The following is a 21,756-nucleotide window of genomic DNA, read 5'->3' as shown; positions in this document are numbered from 1 at the left end:
TCAAAACCCCTCTTGTGTATTATAACGTCTATATGTATAATATAATAAATTATCAAAAAATTAAAATAGTGAATAACACTTATTATAAAGGATGTGAGGGGATGGAAGCACTTCTTTCTACAAAAAAAGTGAGTGACTTTCGCTATGGTCTGCAGGGTGGCATCAGCATTGCCATTGGATATATGCCTGTGGCCCTGACGTTTGGCCTGTTGGCACGCACAACCGGGCTTACTGTGACGGAGACGATCCTGATGAGCATGCTCGTGTTCGCAGGGGCTGCTCAATATATTTCCTTGAGCCTGATTGCGGTGGGTACCGGAATGATTGAAATCATTCTCACCACGTTCATTGTAAACATCCGACACTTCCTGATGTCTGCTTCGTTAAGTGAGAAGCTTGAGGAAGACCGTTTGTTTAAAAAGCTTTTCTATGCATTTGGCATCACGGATGAAACCTTCACGGTCATCAGTGTCAAAGAGGGGAAAGTACGGACGGGGTTTGTCGTTGGCGTTATGCTCATTTCATACGGCAGCTGGGTCGTGAATTCCGGTGTGGGATATTTTATCGGGGAGATCCTCCCCGGATTCCTCCAGGCTAGTATGACCATTGCTTTGTATGCCATGTTTGTCGGACTTCTCGTTCCTTCTATGAAAAAGAGCGTCAAGGTCACATTTTTAGCCGTGGTCGCTGGTGCGTTGAATAGTACCCTCCTGTTTACGACAAACCTTTCAAATGGCTGGTCGATTGTGGCCGCCACGATTGCTTCTGCCGTAATCGTTGAGGCAGTCGTCATGCTGAAAGGAAGGGGGAAAACCATATGAATCCTGCCATTGTGTGGATGATCATTGGAATGGCCGTAGTGACCTACATACCTAGAATGCTTCCTTTCCTCGTATTTAAGGGAAAAGAACTTCCTCCTTTTTTTCAAGGGGTGCTGAAGAATGTCCCTTTTGCTGTCTTGGGAGCGCTGATTTTCCCGAGCATTCTTCTGATACAGGAAGGGAACCTCATGTTTGGGACAGTGGGGACGGTAGCTGCCTTTGCCATTGCGTTTTTGGGAGCCAACGTGATCCTTGTGGTGATCGGGGCGATTTCCGTTTTGTCTTTGTATTCGGTCTTCTTAATGTAGAAGGCTATTGGTCACGATTCCAATCGTGGCTTTTTTTATTGAGCATGGACGTCGTATTTTGGAGAATGCTATATAAATTTTTGGGGAATGGGAGATAAAATTTTATCCTGGCAGATATAATGAAGATATGGCGGATATGCGGCACGTAAATCACCAGAACGGCAGATAAACGATTTCCCCTGCATGAACCGAACCATTTCTCTCACTGTCCGTGTTTAGGTTCTAAAACTTTGGACAGGGTATTACATATAGTAGTGAAGACGAAGGGAGGAAGTATGTTGGCTAGAAAATGGGCGCTCAGGTCAATACTGGCTTACTTGCTATTAGGCTTATTTTTATATGTGTACTTATTTTTCCTGGCGGATTCCACTTTACCTGAAGCGTATAAGGGAAGCAGTGCGGACCCGGCCACCTTTATGAATAATAAAGAAATTCTGTTGAGTGAGGATTTTTCCAAAATCAAGAATCTTTTGTTTTTCTTATCGACTCCATATGAATGGTTATTCTATTTCCTGATCCTGATTTTTGGAGTATCCCGTGTGTTTGAAAAATGGGCGAGGGGGACGGTGAAGAACGGGTTCCTGCAAACGGCCATTTTCTTATTCTGGTTATCGATCTCTTCTTTCGTGGCTATTTTCCCTTTGCAGTACATTTCATATAAGATTTCAAAAAGCTACCACATTTCCACTCAGACGTTTTCCATGTGGATGAAGGATGAAATCACGGATTTCTGGGTGAATTATCTGCTTATGTTCATCATCGTCTCGGTTCTGTATGCCTTGATGAAACGCTTTAAACAGCGCTGGTGGCTTGCGGCCTGGGCTTTGTCTGTTCCATTCACGATTTTTATGATGTTTGTACAGCCTGTACTGATAGATCCCCTCTACAATGATTTCTATCCACTGAAGGATAAAGCATTGGAAGAGCAGATCCTCTCACTTGCAGACAGGGCCGATATCCCTGCTGATCACGTGTTTGAAGTCGATATGTCAGAGAAAACCAATTCCCTTAACGCGTATGTCACCGGGGTAGGGTCCAATTCAAGGATTGTCTTATGGGATACGACCCTCGAAAAGCTGACAGACAAGGAAATCCTCTTCGTCATGGCCCACGAAATGGCTCATTACGTGGAAAAGCATATCTATATCGGAATCGGGATCTATCTCGTTCTGTCCTTCTTCGGACTGTTCCTGACGGCTAAGCTGATGAGGGGGATCGTGGCAAATCACAGTGATGATTTGAAAGTATCGAAAGTTTCGAACTTGAGCTCACTTCCATTATTCTTAATGATTACCTCCATGCTGTTGTTTACGATCAGTCCACTGAGCAACTGGATTTCCAGGTACCAGGAAACGAGGGCGGACCGCTACGCCATCGAAATGACAGGTGATAAGGATTCGGCCATCTCGTCCTTCCAGAAGTTATCGAAGGTTGGATTATCCCAAGTGAATCCGCCCCTGTTGGTGAAGATCTTCCGTTACGGCCATCCCACTATGCTTGAGCGCCTGTCGATGCTTGAGGAATATGAAGCGGAGAAGAAAGAAGAGTAAAGACAAAAAACCGAGTCAAAGCTATATTGACTTGGTTTTTTTATTTTTGGATGAACAGGGAAAGGATCAACCAGCTAACACGTGATAACAGAAAGATTAAGTGAAAAAATTTTCTCTAAATTATAACTTTTATGGTAAAATAAGTAATAACTCTTAAAGCTGGATCATGAAAATGGATGGAGAGGTGGTTGGGGATGGAAGTAATCATAAACCAAAAACTGTTGTTGTCTTTTAGCAAAGTTGTTTTTACTATGTTGCTGTTAGTGGGATTGCCTTTTTGGAGTTATCTTGAAACTGGCCGACCAATGATGGAGTGGTCATTAATCATTGGAATATTGATCACTTTGATCATCATTTATGCTTACGGTGGTGGTTATCGGTATCAAAGGATCCAACACATGTTAAAAGGGAAAAAGAAGAAGAGATTCTATCACTCGATATCATTTTGGACAGCCTTAATTTACACTGTAGTCGTATTCTATTTAACAATAAAAGCTTATGGGGACATTTTCCATTGAAATCATGAAGGCATAAAGAAAAGGCCTGGTCATTCACTAGGCCTTTTCTCTTTTGCTGATAACCAGGTTTTTCGCTTTTTCCGTCATATAGGCGAAGATCACATCTTTATGGTGCAGGTTGGAGTTGGTGAGCTGCGTTTCCAGCCATTCCTTCGATTTTCCCAGGAGCTTCAAATTCCTGGTTTGGATTTTTCCGTCCACTATGACCGAAATCGGCAGGCCTTCATCGTCGATCTTCAACTTGAGGTGTTCCACTGTAACCGGCGTATTTTCTACTTTGGGGATAATGCTCACCTCACCGATGGGCTCGAGCATCGCATAGTCCACATCTGAAATCTTCGGGTATCCCTGAGATCTGAGGATGGACGATAGTTGAATGAGTGAGATCTTTGATTTTTCCAGGTTATCTTCCAATATTTCCCCGTCTTTTATTAACAATGTAGGCTCTCCCAGGAAGAACCGGTTTCCCCATTGACTTAACGTAAGGAATGAAAACAGCACATGGAGCCCGACAAGAAAGACGAGGGCTGTGATGGTCGGCCAGAATTTTGTTGAAATCAATGGCTCAGAGGCAATGGTCCCGACGATGATGATGGCCACCAGGTCATAAGGGGTCATCTGGACGATTGTAGACTTACCCATCAGCCTCATAGCCGCTATGGTGATCAAGTAGAGGACCAAAACTTTTATCAATAGGATCATGATGATTCGCTCCATCGTGTATAGATTCCCCATTAGGATTTGCCAATGAGGAAGAAGTCATGCACGTGAAGGTGCCTGTCCGATAAAAAGGGAATGGCTGACTCGAAGGTGGAGTCAGCCATTTATGATTATCCGTAACTTACGTTCAATTCATTTAATTCCTTTGATAATTTCATGAACAGTACCTTATCCTTAGTATCCAGGGCGGCATCAATGTCAATTAGGAGTTTGGATTTCTGTGTCATTAAAATGCTTTCGTGCAGGACCATATCGATATAGATTTCCATTACGCTTCTTTCAGCGGCTTTCTTCCGGGTCATGGCAGCGGCTTTCATCATTTCTGTATAGGACTTTTTGCTTTCCATATACGTCACCCCTGAATTCTTTTTATTAGTATATGGGGTAAGTAGTAAAAATTCAACTAAAAAATTAAATATTCTGATAATTTTTTATTCATAAATCAGTAGAAGAAGATAAATATCAGAATTTTTAAAAATATGAGAGACAACCCTCGAAATATGTGGTATTATTTTGGTGGAAAATGTAAATGGAGGCGATGAAATGAGAGAAAAATCTCGAATTATAGAAGAATATGAAGTAAATCCCCATACAATGATCCTGCAGCCTATGGAATATGGAGCCAGGACATTTACGAAAATAATAGAGGTGGATGACGTATTGATTTCTCCGTTCAAACCCTTTGATATCCTCAAGAAAAGTTGTGAATTCTTTGGCTGTTCTTATGAAGGCAGGAAAGAAGGTACGAAGAAACTTACGGGTATCATCTACAAAGCCCCCATCATGGTTAACCCTGATATGTCCATTTATCTATTCCCGACATCATCTCCAGTAAAGCAGGAATGTGCATGGATCTCCCACTCCCATGTCCGGGGATATGAACGGTTGACAAATGGATCAACACGAATCTTCCTGCAAAACAATGAATCCTGCACGGTTCCCATTTCTTACAGTTCTTTTGAAAATCAAATGCTCCGCACTTCGGATCTACGCATTGCCTATACACAGCGGATCGCCGAAATGGAAAGTAAATATAATACGAAGGTCCAGACTGAAATGAATAATGTAAAAACGTTCTATTTGAATCGACATATACACAAAACCGATGCGTGAACAGAGTATCACGCTTCTTTTGTTGTATCTGTCTTTGTTTCGGTGAAGCGGCGGAACAGATAATGTCTCATTAAATCCTCCACCCGGTTCCGGAGGCGTGGATTGAAGTAATTATGATGCTCTTCATATCCCTTATACAAAAACATATACATCGTGAAAGCATCATCCGATTGAATCCTTTCCACCTTCATCTTGTTCGTCCTCATATACTTTTTAACGTGGGCCAGTTCTCCCTGAATGACCTTCATCGTCTCCTCGATCATCTCTAAATACGGTCTCTTTAATTTAAATGGACTGCTGTCGACGACTTGCAGGTCGCGATTCAATATTGTCAGTACCATGGGCAGATAGATTGCCTGCTCCAAAATATTCCGATCGGTCTCCGGTATCCTTGTCATATGAAAAGACTCCTTTTCACTTTGGTATAGAACGTATGTTCGTATTTAATATTTTACGTTTATTTCAATTTACTTTCAATAGGGAAAATTGTAGAATTTGAATTTGTTTCTATTATGAAGGGGATCGCGGGTTTTTATCCGTGAAGGGATTCGTATTTTCAGTGTCGAAAATATAAAGGGTACAGAATGAAAGGAAGGTGCCGTAGCATGAAGAAAAGCGTGACCATAAAAGACCTTTACGAAATAAAGGCTGTATCTGATCCAAGGCTCTCACCGGGTGGAGAAGAAGCTGTATTTGTTCAAACGGTGATGTGTAAAGAAAAAGATGAATATTTCTCAACCTTACATAGTATCGACTTAAAAGAAGAATCCATTCGTCAATGGACGTTTGGGGAACAGAGAATTTCGTCACCAAGATGGTCACCTGATGGAAGGAGGATTGCTTTCATTTCCAACAGATCCGGTGTCAATCAGCTCTATCTCATCAGTCGGGATGGAGGGGAAGCAGAGCGGGTCACGGACTGTCCGACGGCGGTCTCGAATCCTGTGTGGTCTCCATGCGGTGAAAAGATTGCCTTATCCATTCGCTTAGAAAAAGGCGGAACGTTCGATCACAAAGAAGAAAAAGAGGAAAAGCCAAAGCCTTTTGTTACCACAAGCATGAAATATAAAAGCGATGATAGGGGCTTCCATGATGATTCATATTCACAGATAGCATATATGAATATAGGAACGAAGGAAATGAAAAGGCTAACGGATGATGAACATGACTACACGCTCCATTCATGGTCCCCGGACGGAAAGTACCTTGCCGTATCCACAGACAGGAAAGAAGACAGGGACTTTTCATTTCAGTCCGATTTATATCTTTTTAACCTTGATACTGGAGAGAGTAAACAAGTGAACGGAGAGCCGGGATACTACGGGGAAGCAAGCTGGTCCCCGGATGGCATGCGCCTCGCCTATATTGGCCATAATCGTGAATTTGAAAACGCAACTCATAATAAGATTTATATTCACGAACTTGAGACCGGACATTCCGTTTGCCTGACTGAAGGGATGGATGTGCCGGTAGGGGATTATCTTAACAGTGACAGTATCCAGGGCTCGTCTCGGACCGGGATCCAATGGTCTAAGGACAATGAAAGTTTTTATTTTCTGGCATCGGACTCGGGAAATACCGTTCTCTATTATGCCCACATCGAGGGGGCCATTTATCCTGCACTCTTACAGGAAGAGCAGCATGTCTACGGATTCGACCTGGATTCGGACCGCCAAACCATCCTGTTGGCAATGAGCAGACCGACAGAGCCCGGGGAATTGTATACACTGCATGTCCCGACCGGAGAACTCACCACCATCACCCGTTTAAACGGGGACCTGCTTGCCGCGAGGGAACTGTCCTCTCCGGAATCGTTCATGTACAACGGGGCAAATGATTGGCCGGTCCAGGGCTGGATCATGAAACCTGCGGGATTTGAGGAAGGAAAGAAGTATCCACTTATCGTCGAAATTCATGGAGGCCCTCATACGATGTACGGAAACACATTCTTTCATGAGTTCCAGGTACTGACAAACTCCGGCTATGCTGTCTTATACGTCAACCCCCGTGGAAGTCACGGCTACGGTCAGGACTTTGTAGATGCCGTAAGGGGTGATTATGGCGGCGGGGATTACGAAGATATCATGAAGGCAGTGGATTACGCACTGAAGGAATTTCCGTTCATAGATGAATCCCGCCTTGGCGTGACCGGTGGAAGCTATGGAGGCTTCATGACCAACTGGATCATCGGCCACAGCGACAGGTTCAAAGCAGCTGTGACCCAGCGATCGATCAGTAATTGGATTAGCTTTTATGGAGTAAGTGATATCGGCTACTATTTCTCCGAGTGGCAGATCCAAAGCGACCTTGGGGACGTTGAAACTCTGTGGAAGCACTCTCCCCTCGCCTACGTGAAGAATATAGACACTCCACTATTGATCCTTCACAGTGAAAAGGATTACCGCTGTCCGATCGAGCAGGCTGAACAGTTATTCATCGCATTAAAACGGGAGAATCAAGAGGCGAGGTTCGTCCGCTTCCCGGAATCCAACCACAACCTCTCCCGTACAGGAAAGCCCTCCATGCGGGAAGCCCGTTTGCAGGAAATCGTCAACTGGTTCGGGGAGCATTTATAGAAGGTAGGGAGAACTGTCATTCCGGGTTGGGATGGCAGTTTTTTTGAGGGAATCGCCATCCTTGGACGTTCGACAGATCCGCCTGGACCCGTCCTGAAAAAATTACCGTTCAGCGTGAGGTTTACAATCCCCCCCTTTAGGAAAACGTGTATTAATAAAAACGACGCGTGAAATTGCAATATGGAAATCCTGTTCCGGTGTGATATGATGAGAGGGTAAGTAGTAAAGTCGAAGTTCATGGTCGTTTAAGGGGAAACATATCATATGAATATCAATAAGATAAAAGATTGGTTTACGCTAGAAAATATGATGGATTTGATTCAGCAATATCGTTCATTTGGGCCGATTCCGGGAATCCTCCTTCCGTTGCTGGAGGCATTTCTTCCATTCCTGCCCCTGGTGGTGTTTGTGACGGCCAATGCGAATGCATTCGGATTATGGTGGGGCTTTTTATTCTCATGGATCGGTGCTACGCTTGGAGCCCTGATTGTCTTTCTATTGGTAAGGAGATACGGGGAGGCGCGGGTCTTTCGCTTCTTGAGGAAGAATAAGCAAGTGAATCGATTGACGAAATGGGTAGACAGGCATGGATTTGGACCACTGTTCATCCTTTTATGTTTCCCATTCACTCCATCTGCGGTTGTAAATGTAGTGGCAGGATTATCCTCCATCAGCATCGCTCAATATATGCTGGCGGTGGTAACGGGGAAAATGGTGATGATATTCACCATAAGTTTTATAGGATATGATATTATATCATTAGTTAAACAACCCATTCGTACAGTCATCGTTGTGGCTATTATTTTTGTGTTATGGTTTGTCGGAAAAAGAATTGAGATACACCTGAATAAGAAAATGGAATTAGATCAACGAATCGAACGGAAAAAGCAGGAGGAATCAAATTGAGAGAAGAGGTAAAAAGAGAAGGACTTGAATGGATCAAAGCCTTGGGAATTGGATTAATCATATTCATCATCATTCGGACCTTTCTCTTCTCCAACTATGTGGTGGAAGGCGAATCCATGATGCCGACACTGCAGGATGGAAATAAACTGGTCGTGAACAAAATCGGCTATCATATAGGGGAACTGGACCGCTTTGATGTAGTGGTCTTCCATGCAAATGAAAAAGAAGATTATGTGAAGAGGATCATTGGTTTGCCCGGTGATAAAATCGTGTACAAAGATGACAAACTTTACGTGAACGGGGAGTACTATCCAGAACCCTATTTAGAGAAATTCAAGCAGGAGTACATCGGCAGTAAGCTGACGGGTGACTTTACCCTGCAGGAAATCACAGGTGAAAAAACGGTTCCTAAAGGGAAGATATTCGTTCTCGGGGATAATCGCCGGGGAAGTATGGATAGCCGCTATTTCGGATTTGTCGACCGTGAGCAGATTGTCGGGAAAGTGGACCTTCGCTATTGGCCGATCAATGAATGGGATGTACAGTTTAGAAAATAGAACGACAGAGAAGGCACCTTATAATAGGGTCCTTCTTTTTTTTTGCCGATTATGTACTAGTTATCCTCCTTTGCCCAATATAAATATGATAGAATAGTAAGAAAATTCGTTCGTTTTGAGGGTGGTTATGTGACAACGGAAATTCCAATCATTGAAACCAAATTTGTGCCGCCTGTTGTCAAGGATTCCTACATTAGACGTCCAAGCTTAATGAAAAAGATGAGAACGGTTACAGATTACAAATTAGTGATCGTCCATTCGGGAGCAGGCTATGGGAAAAGCACGGCCATCAGCCAATTTTTACAGGATGTACAACCCGAATATTGCTGGTACTCCATAACACAGACTGATGATGGACTGATCCCTTTTGTCACCAATATCGTCTATGGAATCCAAAAGCAGATGCCGCACTTTGGAGAAGAACTAAGAGAGATGCTCCGGTCTATGGGACAATATATGAAGGAAGATGATATCCACCGGTTAAGTGCCCTGTTTATTAACGAATGCATGAAAATTCCCCACTCCTTCACTATCATTATAGATGACTATCATCTCGTGGATCATTCCTTTCTCATCAATCAATGGATGGAGAAAGTCATCGAACATTTACCCGGAAATATTCATTTCTTTCTTTCTACACGCACCAAACCTGCCTGGTCCTCATTTATACAGCTTAAGATATCCGGTCAGCTGATGGAAATATCAGAAAGTGATTTGTGCCTCAAGAAAGAAGAGGTGGAGTTACTCCTGACGGGGTTTCATGAAACACTCATCCCTGAATCCCAACTCGATGCCATTTATGATTTGACCGAAGGCTGGGTCATCGCCGTCAGTATGATCCACTCGCAGCTTAAGGAAAATCCGGATATCCTTACGGTGGAAAAGCAGCATTCCTCCCTGGAAGAACTCTTTCATTACCTGGCCCAGGAAGTACTCTCCAAGCAAACGCCAATCGTGCAACAGTTCCTTAAGCAGATTTCGATCCTGGATGAAATCAACGGAAGTACGTGCGAAGTGATCTTTGAACTGCCGGGATCCGAACAGATGCTGAAGCAGCTATCCGAAAAGAATGCTCTCCTACAGGAAATGAAAGGCTCTCATCATTTTCGTCTGCATGCCTTGTTCCAAACATTTTTAGAACGAAGATTGAAAGAAGAAAGCCCAGGCCTCTATAAGGAACTTCATTTGAAGTGCGCCCGATTCTTCGAAGGGAACGGGAATTGGGAGAAAGCCATCTTCCATTATTTGAAAATGGGAAATATCGAGGCAGTGTCCACGATCCTCGTCAAAGAAGCTGAAGGGATGATGAAGGGCGGGCAGCTCGAAACATTGGGGGATTATTTAAGAGGGATACCCAATCATGTAAAGGATCAACATCATTCCCTGTGGTTTTATCAAGGAGAATTTTTTCGCTATCGTTCATTTTATGAAAAAGCAGAAAAAGCTTATACGAGGGGAGTACAGCTGACAGAAAATGATCCGATTATGTTGAGTAAAGCATATGAAGGAATTGGACGGATTTATTTAGATACGATTCAGCCGGGAAAAGCGCAGCGGTTTTTACTTAAGGCCATTGAATGCCTTGAAGCCGGGGAGCAAGAATATTTGGAAGAAAAGAATCACCTGTACGTGTTAACAGCCGAAAACCTTGTAAACTCAGGAAAGGCCATACAGGCAAAACTTTGGTATGACAAAGGAAAAAGGAACGGATTCATGAAAGAAGAAGGCAACCTCGAAGCAAGGATGCTGCTCAGGACTGGCAAGCTTCAAGAAGCCAAGCAGGTCCTGCTATACAAAGAAGGGGAAGATCAGCTTCCGCAATCACACCGTGAGAAAGAATTACTACTTTCTCTCATTCAATCGTTCATGGGGAATGGGAACGAAGCCAAATCATTGGCACAGCATGGAATCAATCAGGGAATAAAGGGGAAATCCCCATTTGTGGAAGCCTGCGGGTGGATCAGGATGGGACATGCGGTTCAGCTGATCAGCGACTATGATACCTCCCTGGCGAAAAAATGTTATGAAACCTCGCTTGAATTAATGAGTCAGATCAACGTCTCCAGGGGAAAAGCAGAACCGTATATGGGATTGTCCATACTTTATGCCCGGATGGGGGAGTTTCAAAGAGCGAAGGAACTGGCCGAAGAAGCGCTGCATGAAACGGAAAAGGTAGAGGACATGTGGCTGTATTCCCTTATCCTGCTCAGTATTGGTATCACGGATTTCTACCGTGAAGAATGGGGAGAAGCAAGAACATGCTTTAACCGGGCGGAGAGACAATTTGATTCCTGCGGTGACCGGTACGGCAAAACGATGACAAAGCTGTGGAAAAGCGCGGTCGCTTATAAAACCGATGATACTGCCTTGTTCATGGAAAGTATGACCTCCTGCTTGAATGAAGTACAGACAGGGGAATATGAATTTATCTTTTTTAAGCCGACGACATTCGGGCCGAAAGACCTGCAAAGCCTGGTTCCGTTAATCGTGAAAGCTTATCAGAAAGGAATCCATGCTCCGTACTGTCATCAACTGCTAACTAGATTGGGGTATGATTCGATCCCCTCTCACCCGGGTTATTCCATAAAGGTTCAAACCCTTGGCCGCTTTGAGGTCCAGTTAGGGGATCGAAGGGTCATTGAGAAGCAGTGGCAAAGGGAGAAGGCAAAGGAATTATTTCAATATCTGCTGATCCATGGAAAGCAATTAATGAGGAAGGAAGAAATCATAGAAGAGCTGTGGCCGGAAGGGAGTGGTTCCGACCGTGATTTCAAAGTGGCACTCAATGCCTTGAACAATGTATTGGAACCGAATCGGCAAGCAAGGGGAAAAGCTTTCTTCATCGGGAGGCACCAGGAAGGCTACGGACTGAATCCATCAGCAAATATCGAATACGATGCCGAACGATTTACGGATTGGATCATTGAAGGGTTAAAGGAGAATGATGTGGAAAAGTCCATTCAATATCTTGAAAGGGGCTTTCACTACTATAAAGGTGAATTCCTGCCCGACCGAAAAGGCATGTGGTGGACCGGAAAGGAAAGGGAAAGACTGCAGCTGCTGTACTTGAGGGGATTGGAAAAACGGGCACAGCTTGCTGTCAGAACGGAAAAGGTAGACGAAGCTCTCGATTACTGCTTCACCATCATCGACCATGATCCCCTCTGGGAAGAAGCTTACAGAATCCTCATGTACGGCTATTATCAAAAAAATAACCGTCCACAGGCCGTTAAATGGTTTAGACGGTGCAAATCCCTCCTTCAGTCTGAACTTGGTGTTGAACCGATGACGGCGACCATTCAAATGTATGAAATGGTGATGGGAATAGATAGTGGCGGAAAAGCACTTTAGATAGGAACAGGATCCGGTCCGGTTTGCGATTGGATCCTTTTTTGGCGTGGAGAGGCATGTATCACCCTGTCTGCCTTTTATTCCCGGCATCAAGTTCCATCCTCTTCAGGAAAGCATCCACAAATTCCTTGTCCCACTGTGTCCCCCTTCCTTCTTTCAAGATGGAAAATGCCCTCTCATAAGGCATCCCTTTGCGGTAAGGTCGGTCAGACGTCATGGCGTCAAAGGCATCGGCGACAGCGATCAATCGTCCGAATACGGGTATTTCGTCGCCTTTTAACCGGTCCGGATAACCGAAGCCATCAATCCTCTCGTGGTGATGCTTAATCCCGGGTAAGATGGGCAGGAGTTCTTCCGTCAACTGGACACCTTTGACGATTTCTTCACCGATTGCAGGGTGACGCTTGATCTGATCAAATTCTTCATCTGTCAATCGACCTTCTTTTAAAAGCACGTCATCCCTGATCCCGATCTTTCCGATGTCATGAAGAAGCGCAGACTTATTAAGTAAATCGATTTCCTCTGGAGACCATTTACACTGTCTGGAAATCATAACGGAATATTCCGCCACACGCTTACTATGTCCTGCAGTATAAGGATCGCGTGCGTCCAATGTGCCTGCCACCACTGCAAAAAATTGGTCGAGAAGCTGCTGGTTCTTCTGGTCCCAGAGATTGATGGCTTCCACCATATGGTTAAATCCCGAGAAGAGGTGGGAGAACTCGTCCGTATACGTATTGAGAGAGGGGGCAACATGACCCTGTTCCACCTTTTCAAAACGGTTGACCAATTCCATTACGGGTCCTTCAATATTTTTGAAAATAAGGATCGCTCCGTAGAAGGCAAGGACCGTAATGATAAGGACAAGGATGCCTGCCCATTTCCAGTAGTCCACTAATAGAGTAGAGTCCGCGATGGATAAGCGGATCTGTGACGCAAGTGAAAACAGCAGGATCGGAAACAGGGCAAGGAATAGCGATGCGGCCAGGATCTTTTGTTTTAAACTGATAAATAAAGTGGATTGATTGGAAGGATCCACTCCATGCCGTACCCTCGCCTTCCGGATCAGATCTACTTGCAGATGGTGACAAGCTTTGAATGTTAAGAAAAATTCGATCAACGCATGAAGGATCGCCACTAGAAAAGCCCCGCACCATGCGTAAAGGATATACGAGTACGGAATGGAAAGAGTGCCTTCATGGATGAATACGACTGTCAGCAAAGTCGACGGCACCGAAAGCCCCAGGAAGTGGGGCAACATGATCCGTTTAACGGTTAAAAGCGGAAATCTTTCTGCTTGTTTATAAGCGGTAACGAGGACTTCAAAATCGATGGAAGGGTCTTTCCTGATATAAACGTCATTAATTGGACGAATATGTTTCCTGTAGACGAGAAATTCAAATCCGAACATTGTGACAATCGAAAGGAAGATGATGCTCCCCATTGCAATGAACTCATCCTCCTTAAGGGATAGGGTTTGAAAAATGAACACAGAGCCGACACCGAACACGGCTATGAAACTGCCTAAAAGATAATTTTTGATGATGGTACGCTGAAATTGCTGATATATCTCCAAGGATGAATCCTCCAATTTCACTAACATTTAGTAGATTCATTATATAGGAAAAAGGGGTGGGGGAACATGGTGGTTTTATAGATTTATAGTGAAAGATTGGATCCTTTTTACATCTTATAGTAAATGTTAGTGAAATCGGGAGGAAAGTCAGCTAATTCTACAGATGAACCATGAGGAATCGATGGGAATCCAGCCGAAATGGGTAAGAATACAGCCGATTATCGCGATAATCCGGCCGAAAACGTCCAGGAACCAGCCGTTCTCGAGGAGAATCCAGCCAGCCTCCGAATAAATCCAGCCATTTACCTTTTTATCCAACAGTTTAATCCCGACAAACCCTGTAACTCATTTGTAACTCCCATCCCCTAAGATGAAATCAAAGCTATTATCGCTTTAGTTCAATCTTAAGGGGGAAAAAGAATGAAACGATCATTTAGATGGACGGCTTTCATCCTGATGTTGTCATGTCTGTTGGTAACGGCAAGTGCCTGCAGTTCGGAAAGCAGCAGTGGATCAGGGGATGGGGATGGGAAGGAACAGGAGACGGTGAAAATCGGGGTGCTTGCTTCCCTAACCGGGGCACTGGAGTCATACGGTAAGCAGACGAAGCAGGGATTTGAATTGGGTCTTGAGTATGCGACGGATGGAAAGATGGAAGTGGCAGGAAAGAAGATAGAAGTAGTATATGAAGATACAGAAACAAAGCCGGAGGTAGCGGTTCAGAAAGCGACGAAACTATTGGAAGAAGATGAAGTCGATTTTCTGGTGGGATCTTCAAGCTCAGGTGACACCCTGGCCGTGCTCCCCCTTGCAGAGGAATATGAAAAAATCATGATTGTCGAACCTGCAGTTGCCGACAGCATCACAGGATCAGAGTTTAATCCATATATCTTCCGGACCGCACGTAACTCTTCACAGGATGCTGTTGCAGGTGCTGCGGCGATTGCGAAGGAGGGGGTGAAGATTGCCACTCTGGCACCGGATTACTCTTTTGGACGCGACGGGGTGGCAGCCTTTAAGGAAGCAGCCGAAAAACTCGGAGCGGAAATAGTCCTTGAAGAATATGCCGATCCGGCAGCGACGGATTTCACCTCCAATATCCAGAAGGTCATCGATAGTAAACCGGACTATCTTTTTGTCATCTGGGCAGGAGCCAATTCTCCATGGAATCAGATAGCGGATATGAAGCTTCAGGAAAAAGGGATCAAAATATCCACGGGTGCACCTGATATTGCCGCCCTTTCCGCTATGGAACCCCTTGTCGGGATGGAAGGCTTCAGTGTTTATTACCATGAACTGCCTGACAATAAGATCAATGACTGGCTAGTGGAAGAGCATCAGAAGAAATATGATGAAGTACCGGATCTCTTTACTCCTGGAGGGATGAGCTCGGCGATTTCCATTGTGGAGGCGATCAAGAAAACGGAAGGTGATCTGGATGCCGATACACTTATCGACACGATGGAAGGCATGAGCTTTGAGACGCCGAAAGGGACGATGACGTTCCGTGAAGAAGATCATCAGGCCCTTCAAACACTGTATGCCATTAAGCTTGAAAAGAAGGAAGGAGTTCCATATCCTGTGCCGGTATTGATCAGGGAACTTTCTCCTGAAGAAACTGCGCCGCCAATCCGTAACTAAATTGAACGTAAACGAATGAATGGGGGGGTGACTGACATGGTGTTATGGCACTTTGTTTACAGTCAGCCCCTTTTATGAAAATCCAAGCGGGGTGAAAAAGTTGAGTATTTTAGAAACCAAGAACTTGAGTATCACATTCGGGGGCCATACAGCTGTGGACAATGTGACGTTTTCTGTACCGGATAAGGAGTTCAAATCCATCATTGGGCCGAATGGTGCCGGTAAAACGACACTCTTCAATCTATTAAGCGGACAATTAAAGCCATCGAGTGGAGATGTATATCTAAAAGGAAAGAAAATCACCAGGCTGTCCACGACAAAGCGTGCCCGTCTTGGCATCGGCCGTTCCTTTCAAATGACGAATGTGTTTCCGAACTTAACGGTGTTGGAGAATGTGAGATTGGCCGTACAGTCAAGAAAAGGAATCCGGTATGTGATGCACAGGAATATAAACGCATTCAGCGACATAATGAGCGAATCACATGAATTACTGAAACTCGTCATGCTTACGAATAAAGCCGACTCCCTTGCCGTGAATCTTGCACATGGGGAAAAAAGAAAGCTTGAAATTGCCATGCTCCTTGCACTTGATCCGGAAATTTTATTATTGGATGAACCGACGGCAGGGATGTCCCTGGAGGAAGTACCGCAGATTCTTGAGGTGATTCGTGCCATCAAATCCCAAGGAACAAAAACGATTGTCCTCATAGAGCACAAAATGGATTTGATCATGGATTTATCAGACAGCATCATGGTGTTATTCAACGGGCGATTGCTTGCTGATGATCATCCGAAGGAAATCATGAAAAATGAGCAGGTACAATCAGCCTATTTAGGGGGCTTATATGATGAGCACTCTGCTTAAAGTAGAACAAATTGAAACGTATATCGGGCAGTACCATATCCTTCAAGGAGTTTCGTTTGAAGTGAAGAAGGGAGAAGTAACGGTACTTCTTGGACGAAACGGTGCGGGGAAAACGACCAGTCTCAGGAGCATCATGGGACTTACACCGCCATCAAAAGGGAAAATCATCTATAAAGGCGAAGAAATCCAGGGGCTCCCGACCTTTAAGGTGGCGGGTAGAGGCAACGGTTATGTACCTGAGGATCAAGGGATATTTGGAGACCTGACAGTGGAAGAAAATATGAAGGTGGCGATGAAAGCCCAGGACCAGGAGACGGAGGACCGCATGAACTGGATCATCGATCTGTTTCCTGATTTAAAGAAGTTCTGGAAGAAAGTAGGAGGGAATTTAAGCGGCGGACAGAAGCAGATGCTTTCCATCGCAAGGGCGTACTTAAATGATAATGACCTCATTTTAATCGATGAACCGAGTAAGGGGCTCGCTCCGATTGTCGTAGAGAAAGTCATGCGTTCCATTGAAGAAATGAAGGAAAGAACAACTATCCTCCTTGTAGAACAGAATTTTTTGATGGCGAGCGGTATTGGGGACCGATTCTATATTATCGACGATGGAACCACTGTTCATCATGGGGAGATGAAGTCATTGGTGAAAGATGAAGAAATGAAGAGGAAATACTTAGGAATCGCGTGAGGAGTGAATAGGATGGACCTCATCATTACCCTGGCACTGAATGGATTGGCGACAGGGATGCTGATCTTTTTGCTGGCAGCAGGATTAACACTCATATTCGGGTTGATGGATGTATTGAATTTTGCCCACGGCGGTTTGTTCGCGTGGGGTGCTTATAGCGGAGTTTGGATTTACACCGTGACAGGGAGCTTTGTGATCGGCATCATCGGAGCGGTTGCAACGGGTTTGGTACTAGGTTTTGTGACGGAGAAATTCATCATACAGCCTGTGTATGGAAACCATGTGCAGCAGATCCTCATTACTCTGGGCTTCATGCTCGTCCTGTCAGAATTATTGAAAGTGGTATGGGGACCGAATCAGCTATCGGCCACAGCGCCTGACTATTTAGCGGGAAGCTTTTCGGTCGGGGATATTATTGTCATTAAATACCGTGTCTTCATTATCCTCATCGGCCTCTTCATTTTCACGATTGTGCAGCTGATTTTGAATAAAACGAGAATCGGTTTGATCGTCCGGGCAGGGGTCATGAACAAAGAAATGGTTGAAGCGTTCGGGATCAATATCAAGAGGGTGTTTATGTATGTATTCATGGTCGGGTCTGCACTTGCTGCCCTCGGCGGGATTCTCCTTGCGCCCTATTCGGGTGTCATTTATGCCGAAATGGGCATGGAATTCGCGATCCTTGCCTTCATCGTCGTGGTGATCGGGGGAATGGGGAGCTTTCCGGGTTCATTATTCGCAGCCATCTTAGTTGGATTGTCAGGCTCATTCATGACCTATTATGTCCCGGAACTATCCCTCGCCGTCAATATGATCTTAATGGCTCTCGTACTCATATTCCGACCACAGGGGTTATTTACAGTAAAGGGGTGAGGAAGTGAAGATTCTCAAAGACAGATCGAACGCATTTTTAGGGATGGCATTAACCATCTTGATCGTTTACCCATTTTTTAACGATTCAAGAAGTATGATGATTCTTCTGACACAGGTATTCATCTTTGGCATTTTCGCCATGAGCTACGATCTCCTGCTTGGCTATACAGGAATCGTCTCCTTTGGGCACGCCATGTTCTTCGGAATCGGTGCGTATTCCACAGGGATCTTTCTCGACCGGATGGAGCCGACCATGTTTTGGCTCGTGGTCTCAATCCTTGCGGCATCCTTCATAGCGGGAATCGTCAGCTATGTCGTTGGACTCCTGACGTTACGCCTTAAGAGTCATTTCTATGCCATGCTCACCCTGGCATTCGCAGGTTTGTTCCTCGTCGGTGCGGAAAAGTGGAGAAGCCTGACCTTCGGGAATGATGGATTTACGTTCCGGACACCGGATGTATTGAAGGATCGTCTTGTCTTCTACTTCGTTTGTCTCGGTGTCATGGTCATCATTTTTCTGTTATTAAAAAGGTTCACCCACTCTCCGGCGGGCTCCGTTCTCCAGGCGATCCGTGAAAATGAGCAGAGAGCGGAATCGATCGGGTTCCAGGTTCTTCATTACAAGATTTTAGCCAGTGTTATAGCCGGAGTGATCGCAAGCTTTGCAGGTTCTTTGTACGGCTTGTCCTTACGCTTCGTGAATACCAGTGTATTCACAATGGATGTGACCCTCGATGCATTATTGATGACCATCATCGGCGGGGTGGGGACTTTGATCGGACCGATAGTCGGTGCAGGGTTGATTGAATTTGCCCATCACTATCTGACTGAGCTCGCTAAAACGTATCCGATCTTTGAACGGTGGATCATTTTCTTCGGTATCCTTTATATCCTGGCCGTGATGTTCTTCCCGACAGGCATTGTGGGATCATTCAAGAAGATCAAGAAAAGAAAACGGACAAAAAAAGAGGAAAGAGAAGAGAAAAACATCGCAAGCTAAGGGGGGATCTTCATGACAATCGGTATGCTCAGTACGGGGATGTATTTACCCTCATCCACTATGACGAGTAAAGATATCGCAGAAAAAGCAGGACTTCCGATAGAGGTTGTAGAAAGCAAAATGGGGATTAAAAAGAAAACGGTTCCAAATCCTGAGGACCATACATGTGCCATGGGGATTCAGGCGGCAAGAGAGGCAATTTCAAATGCAGGCATCGACCCCAAGGATATAGATGTTGTCATCTACGTTGGGGAAGAGCACAAAGAATATCCCCTCTGGACAGCAGGCATCAAGCTTCAGGAAGAAATCGGGGCGTACCATGCCTGGGCATTTGATGTCGCACTGAGGTGCGGTACGACCATTATGGCCATGAAACTTGCAAAAAGCTTACTGGAATCGGACCCTGCGATTAAAACCATTCTCATGGCAGGAGGCTATCGCAACAGCGATTTCATAGACTATGAAAATAGCAGGACCCGCTTTATGTTCAACCTGTCAGCAGGAGGAGGGGCGATGATTCTACAACAAAACCTGAAGAAAAACCGGGTATTGGAAACATCCATCATCACCGACGGCTCGTTTTCAGAAGATGTCATTGTTCCCGTTGGAGGAACGAAGGAGCCTTTGACAAGGGAGTCCCTCCACCGTTACAAGCTCGATGTGACCGATCCTGGTGGAATGAAAAGAAGATTGGAACAAAAGTCCATGGATCACTTTCTGAAGGTCATAAGGGAATCAATATATAAGAGTGGATTCGAAGAAAAGGATATCTCTTATGTCGCGATGCTGCACATGAAAAGGTCTGCCCATCTCTATGTACTAAAGGAATTGGGGCTCACGCAAGAACAATCCATCTATCTCGAGGAATACGGCCATCTCGGGCAATTCGATCAAATCCTATCACTGCGATTGGCGGAAGAAAGAGGCAAACTGAAGGATGGCGATGTGGTCGTCCTCGTCAGTGCCGGTATTGGATACGCATGGGGAGCGACCACCATGGTCTGGGGAAATTCTTAAAAGGGGGATCAACGTTATGACAACGGTTCAATTAAAGAAAGTATTGCTTGGAAATGGAGAAACCCTCGCTTATCGGGAGCGAAGCGGGGGACATATTCCACTCGTTCTCGTGCATGGAAATATGACGTCATCCAAACATTGGGATATCGTCCTTGAAAATATGGATGAACGCTATAAGTTGTATGCGGTTGATATGAGAGGATTTGGAGAATCCAGCTATCATCGGGAGATTGAGAGTATCAAAGATTTGTCTGATGATCTGAAAGATTGGGTGGAAGCTCTTGGACTCAAGGGGTTTTCCATGGTGGGATGGTCCACAGGAGGGGCGGTCGCCATGCAATATGTCATTGATTATCCCGATGATTGCAACAATCTAATCTTACTCGCGTCCGCGTCTACCAGAGGTTATCCATTTATGGGGACGAAAGAAGATGGCACGCCTGATCTTGGGAAACGACTTCGAACGATGGAAGAAGTGAAGGAGGATAAGGGGAAAACGATTCCCGTTCAAGCCGCATATGACGGGAATGACCGGGAGTTCCTCCGTGGTTTATGGAATGCCCTGATCTATTCCCATACCCAGCCTGAGGCAAGCCGCTATGAAGAATATATCGATGACATGAGAACCCAGCGGAATCTCTCTCACATTTATCAAGCGCTCAATACGTTCAATATAAGTGATGTATACAATGGTCTCGTGGAAGGAACGGGTAAGGCCGGCACGATCTCCATACCTGTCCTTGTCCTCCGGGGAGAGAGGGATTATGTCATCACGAAGGAAATGACAGAGGAGATCATCGGGGATATAGGAGAAAACGCTGTATTTGTCGAATTAAAGAATAGTGGGCATTCACCGCTCATAGACAATTTGGATCAATTGCTCGACACGATCCATTCGTTTTTGCAAACGAAGGAGGAAATGGCATGAGACTTCTTGGGAAAGTCGCATTAATCACTGGGGCAGCCAACGGGATCGGATTTGCTGCAGCTGAAACATTTGTAAACGAAGGAAGTCATGTGGCCCTTGTTGACTTCAATAAGGAAAGCGGGGAGGAAAAAGCCCGGCAGCTGAACGAATTGGGGAAAGGGAAAGCAGTCTTCTTCCAAGGGGACGTGGCCGATCGCTCTTCGGTGGATTCTTTCGTGCAGGGGGTAAAAGAGCAATTCGGCAAGATCGATATTTTAATCAACAACGCGGGAATCACGAAGGACGCTATGGTGCATAAGCTTTCATCAGAAGATTTCCAGAAGGTCCTGGATGTCAATTTAACAGGTGTATTCAACTGCACTCAGGCGGTCCTGCCCCATATGATCGAAAATGGCAAAGGGAAAATCATCAATACCTCGTCTGTAAGCGGGGTTTACGGAAACGTCGGTCAGACCAACTATGCTGCAACGAAGGCCGCGGTCGTTGGGATGACAAAAACGTGGGCAAAGGAGTTAGGTCGCAAAGGGATCAACGTCAATGCAGTCGCACCGGGCTTTACCGAGACGAACATGGTGGCGGCAGTGCCGGAAAAGGTCATTGATCAAATGAAAGTGATGATTCCACTTGGCAGATTAGGAAAGCCGGAAGATATCGCAAAGGCCTATTTATACCTCGCATCAGACGATAGTGACTATGTGAATGGCACCGTCCTCCATGTGGATGGCGGAATCATGATGTAATCTGA

General features: G+C 45.1%; 21 protein-coding genes. 17 read left to right on the top strand and 4 right to left on the bottom strand.

Features of this window, described 5'->3' with window-relative positions; translation table 11 throughout:
• Nucleotides 1–101: 101 nt before the first annotated feature.
• The 4 genes from ATG71_RS19510 (at nucleotide 102) to ATG71_RS19495 (ending at nucleotide 3,197) form a co-directional block, all read left to right on the top strand.
• The gene (locus ATG71_RS19510) at nucleotides 102–821 is read left to right on the top strand and encodes an AzlC family ABC transporter permease (protein ID WP_098441100.1); all 720 of its coding nucleotides are present in this window, start codon (nucleotides 102–104) and stop codon (nucleotides 819–821) included.
• Nucleotides 818–1,129: an AzlD domain-containing protein gene (locus tag ATG71_RS19505; protein WP_098441099.1), complete on the top strand. Its 312-nt coding sequence runs from the start codon at nucleotides 818–820 to the stop codon at nucleotides 1,127–1,129. The genes ATG71_RS19510 and ATG71_RS19505 overlap by 4 nt, the downstream gene beginning before the upstream one ends.
• 278 nt (nucleotides 1,130–1,407) lie before the next feature.
• Nucleotides 1,408–2,679, top strand: a complete 1,272-nt coding sequence (locus ATG71_RS19500; RefSeq protein WP_179886659.1) for a M48 family metallopeptidase — start codon at nucleotides 1,408–1,410, stop codon at nucleotides 2,677–2,679.
• Between the two features lie 194 nt (nucleotides 2,680–2,873).
• On the top strand, nucleotides 2,874–3,197 hold the full coding sequence (locus ATG71_RS19495; RefSeq protein WP_098441097.1) for a hypothetical protein: 324 nt from the start codon (nucleotides 2,874–2,876) through the stop codon (nucleotides 3,195–3,197).
• A 36-nt stretch (nucleotides 3,198–3,233) separates the two neighbouring features.
• Here ATG71_RS19495 and ATG71_RS19490 read toward each other — a convergent pair whose 3' ends face one another.
• Together ATG71_RS19490 and ATG71_RS19485 are read right to left on the bottom strand one after the other, a co-directional pair.
• Nucleotides 3,234–3,899, bottom strand: coding sequence for a DUF421 domain-containing protein (locus tag ATG71_RS19490; RefSeq protein WP_098441907.1), 666 nt, complete (start codon nucleotides 3,897–3,899; stop codon nucleotides 3,234–3,236).
• A gap of 128 nt (nucleotides 3,900–4,027) precedes the next feature.
• Nucleotides 4,028–4,264, bottom strand: coding sequence for an IDEAL domain-containing protein (locus ATG71_RS19485; protein ID WP_098441096.1), 237 nt, complete (start codon nucleotides 4,262–4,264; stop codon nucleotides 4,028–4,030).
• A 196-nt stretch (nucleotides 4,265–4,460) separates the two neighbouring features.
• Between ATG71_RS19485 and ATG71_RS19480 the strand changes: the two genes are divergently transcribed.
• Nucleotides 4,461–5,030, top strand: coding sequence for a competence protein ComK (locus ATG71_RS19480; RefSeq protein WP_098441095.1), 570 nt, complete (start codon nucleotides 4,461–4,463; stop codon nucleotides 5,028–5,030).
• Nucleotides 5,031–5,038: 8 nt separating this feature from the next.
• Here ATG71_RS19480 and ATG71_RS19475 read toward each other — a convergent pair whose 3' ends face one another.
• Nucleotides 5,039–5,428: a YhjD family protein gene (locus ATG71_RS19475; RefSeq protein WP_034763359.1), complete on the bottom strand. Its 390-nt coding sequence runs from the start codon at nucleotides 5,426–5,428 to the stop codon at nucleotides 5,039–5,041.
• 207 nt (nucleotides 5,429–5,635) lie between these two features.
• On the opposite strand from ATG71_RS19475, the gene ATG71_RS19470 reads away from it, so the two are divergent.
• The 4 genes from ATG71_RS19470 (at nucleotide 5,636) to ATG71_RS19455 (ending at nucleotide 12,420) form a co-directional block, all read left to right on the top strand.
• Nucleotides 5,636–7,606 carry a S9 family peptidase gene (locus tag ATG71_RS19470; protein WP_286163071.1) on the top strand — a complete coding sequence of 657 codons (1,971 nt, stop codon included), beginning with the start codon at nucleotides 5,636–5,638 and terminating at the stop codon, nucleotides 7,604–7,606.
• A 264-nt stretch (nucleotides 7,607–7,870) separates the two neighbouring features.
• Entirely contained in the window at nucleotides 7,871–8,512 is a 642-nt protein-coding gene (locus ATG71_RS19465; protein WP_098441093.1) for a TVP38/TMEM64 family protein, read from the top strand.
• Nucleotides 8,509–9,069: a signal peptidase I gene (lepB, locus tag ATG71_RS19460; protein WP_098441092.1), complete on the top strand. Its 561-nt coding sequence runs from the start codon at nucleotides 8,509–8,511 to the stop codon at nucleotides 9,067–9,069. Before ATG71_RS19465 ends, lepB begins: the two co-directional genes overlap by 4 nt.
• Before the next feature lie 129 nt (nucleotides 9,070–9,198).
• Nucleotides 9,199–12,420: an AfsR/SARP family transcriptional regulator gene (locus ATG71_RS19455; RefSeq protein WP_098441091.1), complete on the top strand. Its 3,222-nt coding sequence runs from the start codon at nucleotides 9,199–9,201 to the stop codon at nucleotides 12,418–12,420.
• A 61-nt stretch (nucleotides 12,421–12,481) separates the two neighbouring features.
• On the opposite strand, the gene ATG71_RS19450 is transcribed toward ATG71_RS19455, so the two are convergent.
• Nucleotides 12,482–13,996, bottom strand: a complete 1,515-nt coding sequence (locus tag ATG71_RS19450) for an HD-GYP domain-containing protein (RefSeq protein WP_098441090.1) — start codon at nucleotides 13,994–13,996, stop codon at nucleotides 12,482–12,484.
• 420 nt (nucleotides 13,997–14,416) lie between these two features.
• Here ATG71_RS19450 and ATG71_RS19445 point away from each other — a divergent pair, with 420 nt between their 5' ends.
• The 8 genes from ATG71_RS19445 to fabG all read left to right on the top strand — a co-directional run bounded on the left by ATG71_RS19445 (nucleotide 14,417) and on the right by fabG (nucleotide 21,751).
• Complete coding sequence (locus tag ATG71_RS19445) at nucleotides 14,417–15,637, top strand: substrate-binding domain-containing protein (RefSeq protein WP_098441089.1); 1,221 nt, start codon at nucleotides 14,417–14,419, stop codon at nucleotides 15,635–15,637.
• A gap of 100 nt (nucleotides 15,638–15,737) precedes the next feature.
• Nucleotides 15,738–16,502 (top strand): ABC transporter ATP-binding protein, encoded by a 765-nt coding sequence (locus tag ATG71_RS19440; RefSeq protein WP_098441906.1) that lies wholly within the window; start codon nucleotides 15,738–15,740, stop codon nucleotides 16,500–16,502.
• On the top strand, nucleotides 16,486–17,193 hold the full coding sequence (locus ATG71_RS19435) for an ABC transporter ATP-binding protein (RefSeq protein WP_098441088.1): 708 nt from the start codon (nucleotides 16,486–16,488) through the stop codon (nucleotides 17,191–17,193). Before ATG71_RS19440 ends, ATG71_RS19435 begins: the two co-directional genes overlap by 17 nt.
• Before the next feature lie 12 nt (nucleotides 17,194–17,205).
• Nucleotides 17,206–18,066 (top strand): branched-chain amino acid ABC transporter permease, encoded by an 861-nt coding sequence (locus ATG71_RS19430; protein WP_098441087.1) that lies wholly within the window; start codon nucleotides 17,206–17,208, stop codon nucleotides 18,064–18,066.
• Nucleotides 18,067–18,109: 43 nt separating this feature from the next.
• Entirely contained in the window at nucleotides 18,110–19,066 is a 957-nt protein-coding gene (locus ATG71_RS19425) for a branched-chain amino acid ABC transporter permease (protein ID WP_098441905.1), read from the top strand.
• Nucleotides 19,067–19,078: 12 nt separating this feature from the next.
• Nucleotides 19,079–20,083 carry a 3-oxoacyl-ACP synthase gene (locus tag ATG71_RS19420; protein ID WP_098441086.1) on the top strand — a complete coding sequence of 335 codons (1,005 nt, stop codon included), beginning with the start codon at nucleotides 19,079–19,081 and terminating at the stop codon, nucleotides 20,081–20,083.
• 16 nt (nucleotides 20,084–20,099) lie between these two features.
• Entirely contained in the window at nucleotides 20,100–21,011 is a 912-nt protein-coding gene (gene phaZ / locus ATG71_RS19415; RefSeq protein WP_098441085.1) for an intracellular short-chain-length polyhydroxyalkanoate depolymerase, read from the top strand.
• The gene (fabG, locus tag ATG71_RS19410; RefSeq protein WP_098441084.1) at nucleotides 21,008–21,751 is read left to right on the top strand and encodes a 3-oxoacyl-ACP reductase FabG; all 744 of its coding nucleotides are present in this window, start codon (nucleotides 21,008–21,010) and stop codon (nucleotides 21,749–21,751) included. Before phaZ ends, fabG begins: the two co-directional genes overlap by 4 nt.
• The last annotated feature ends 5 nt before the right edge of the window (nucleotides 21,752–21,756 follow it).

Source organism: Bacillus sp. es.034 (genome assembly GCF_002563655.1).
In the GTDB taxonomy this organism is placed as follows: Bacteria; Bacillota; Bacilli; order Bacillales; family Bacillaceae_B; genus Rossellomorea.
Note: the sequence above shows the minus strand (reverse complement) of the source record. Positions and strands in the feature narration are given on the sequence as shown.

Coding starts and splice junctions, on each gene's coding strand:
- ATG71_RS19480 (WP_098441095.1), top strand. CDS start 4,461: ATGAGAGAAAAATCTCGAATTATAGAAGAATATGAAGTAAATCCCCAT.
- ATG71_RS19495 (WP_098441097.1), top strand. CDS start 2,874: ATGGAAGTAATCATAAACCAAAAACTGTTGTTGTCTTTTAGCAAAGTT.
- phaZ (WP_098441085.1), top strand. CDS start 20,100: ATGACAACGGTTCAATTAAAGAAAGTATTGCTTGGAAATGGAGAAACC.
- ATG71_RS19465 (WP_098441093.1), top strand. CDS start 7,871: ATGAATATCAATAAGATAAAAGATTGGTTTACGCTAGAAAATATGATG.
- ATG71_RS19420 (WP_098441086.1), top strand. CDS start 19,079: ATGACAATCGGTATGCTCAGTACGGGGATGTATTTACCCTCATCCACT.
- ATG71_RS19510 (WP_098441100.1), top strand. CDS start 102: ATGGAAGCACTTCTTTCTACAAAAAAAGTGAGTGACTTTCGCTATGGT.
- ATG71_RS19505 (WP_098441099.1), top strand. CDS start 818: ATGAATCCTGCCATTGTGTGGATGATCATTGGAATGGCCGTAGTGACC.
- ATG71_RS19445 (WP_098441089.1), top strand. CDS start 14,417: ATGAAACGATCATTTAGATGGACGGCTTTCATCCTGATGTTGTCATGT.
- ATG71_RS19425 (WP_098441905.1), top strand. CDS start 18,110: ATGGCATTAACCATCTTGATCGTTTACCCATTTTTTAACGATTCAAGA.
- ATG71_RS19485 (WP_098441096.1), bottom strand. CDS start 4,264: ATGGAAAGCAAAAAGTCCTATACAGAAATGATGAAAGCCGCTGCCATG.
- ATG71_RS19470 (WP_286163071.1), top strand. CDS start 5,636: ATGAAGAAAAGCGTGACCATAAAAGACCTTTACGAAATAAAGGCTGTA.
- ATG71_RS19435 (WP_098441088.1), top strand. CDS start 16,486: ATGAGCACTCTGCTTAAAGTAGAACAAATTGAAACGTATATCGGGCAG.
- ATG71_RS19430 (WP_098441087.1), top strand. CDS start 17,206: ATGGACCTCATCATTACCCTGGCACTGAATGGATTGGCGACAGGGATG.
- ATG71_RS19475 (WP_034763359.1), bottom strand. CDS start 5,428: ATGACAAGGATACCGGAGACCGATCGGAATATTTTGGAGCAGGCAATC.
- fabG (WP_098441084.1), top strand. CDS start 21,008: ATGAGACTTCTTGGGAAAGTCGCATTAATCACTGGGGCAGCCAACGGG.
- ATG71_RS19490 (WP_098441907.1), bottom strand. CDS start 3,899: ATGATCCTATTGATAAAAGTTTTGGTCCTCTACTTGATCACCATAGCG.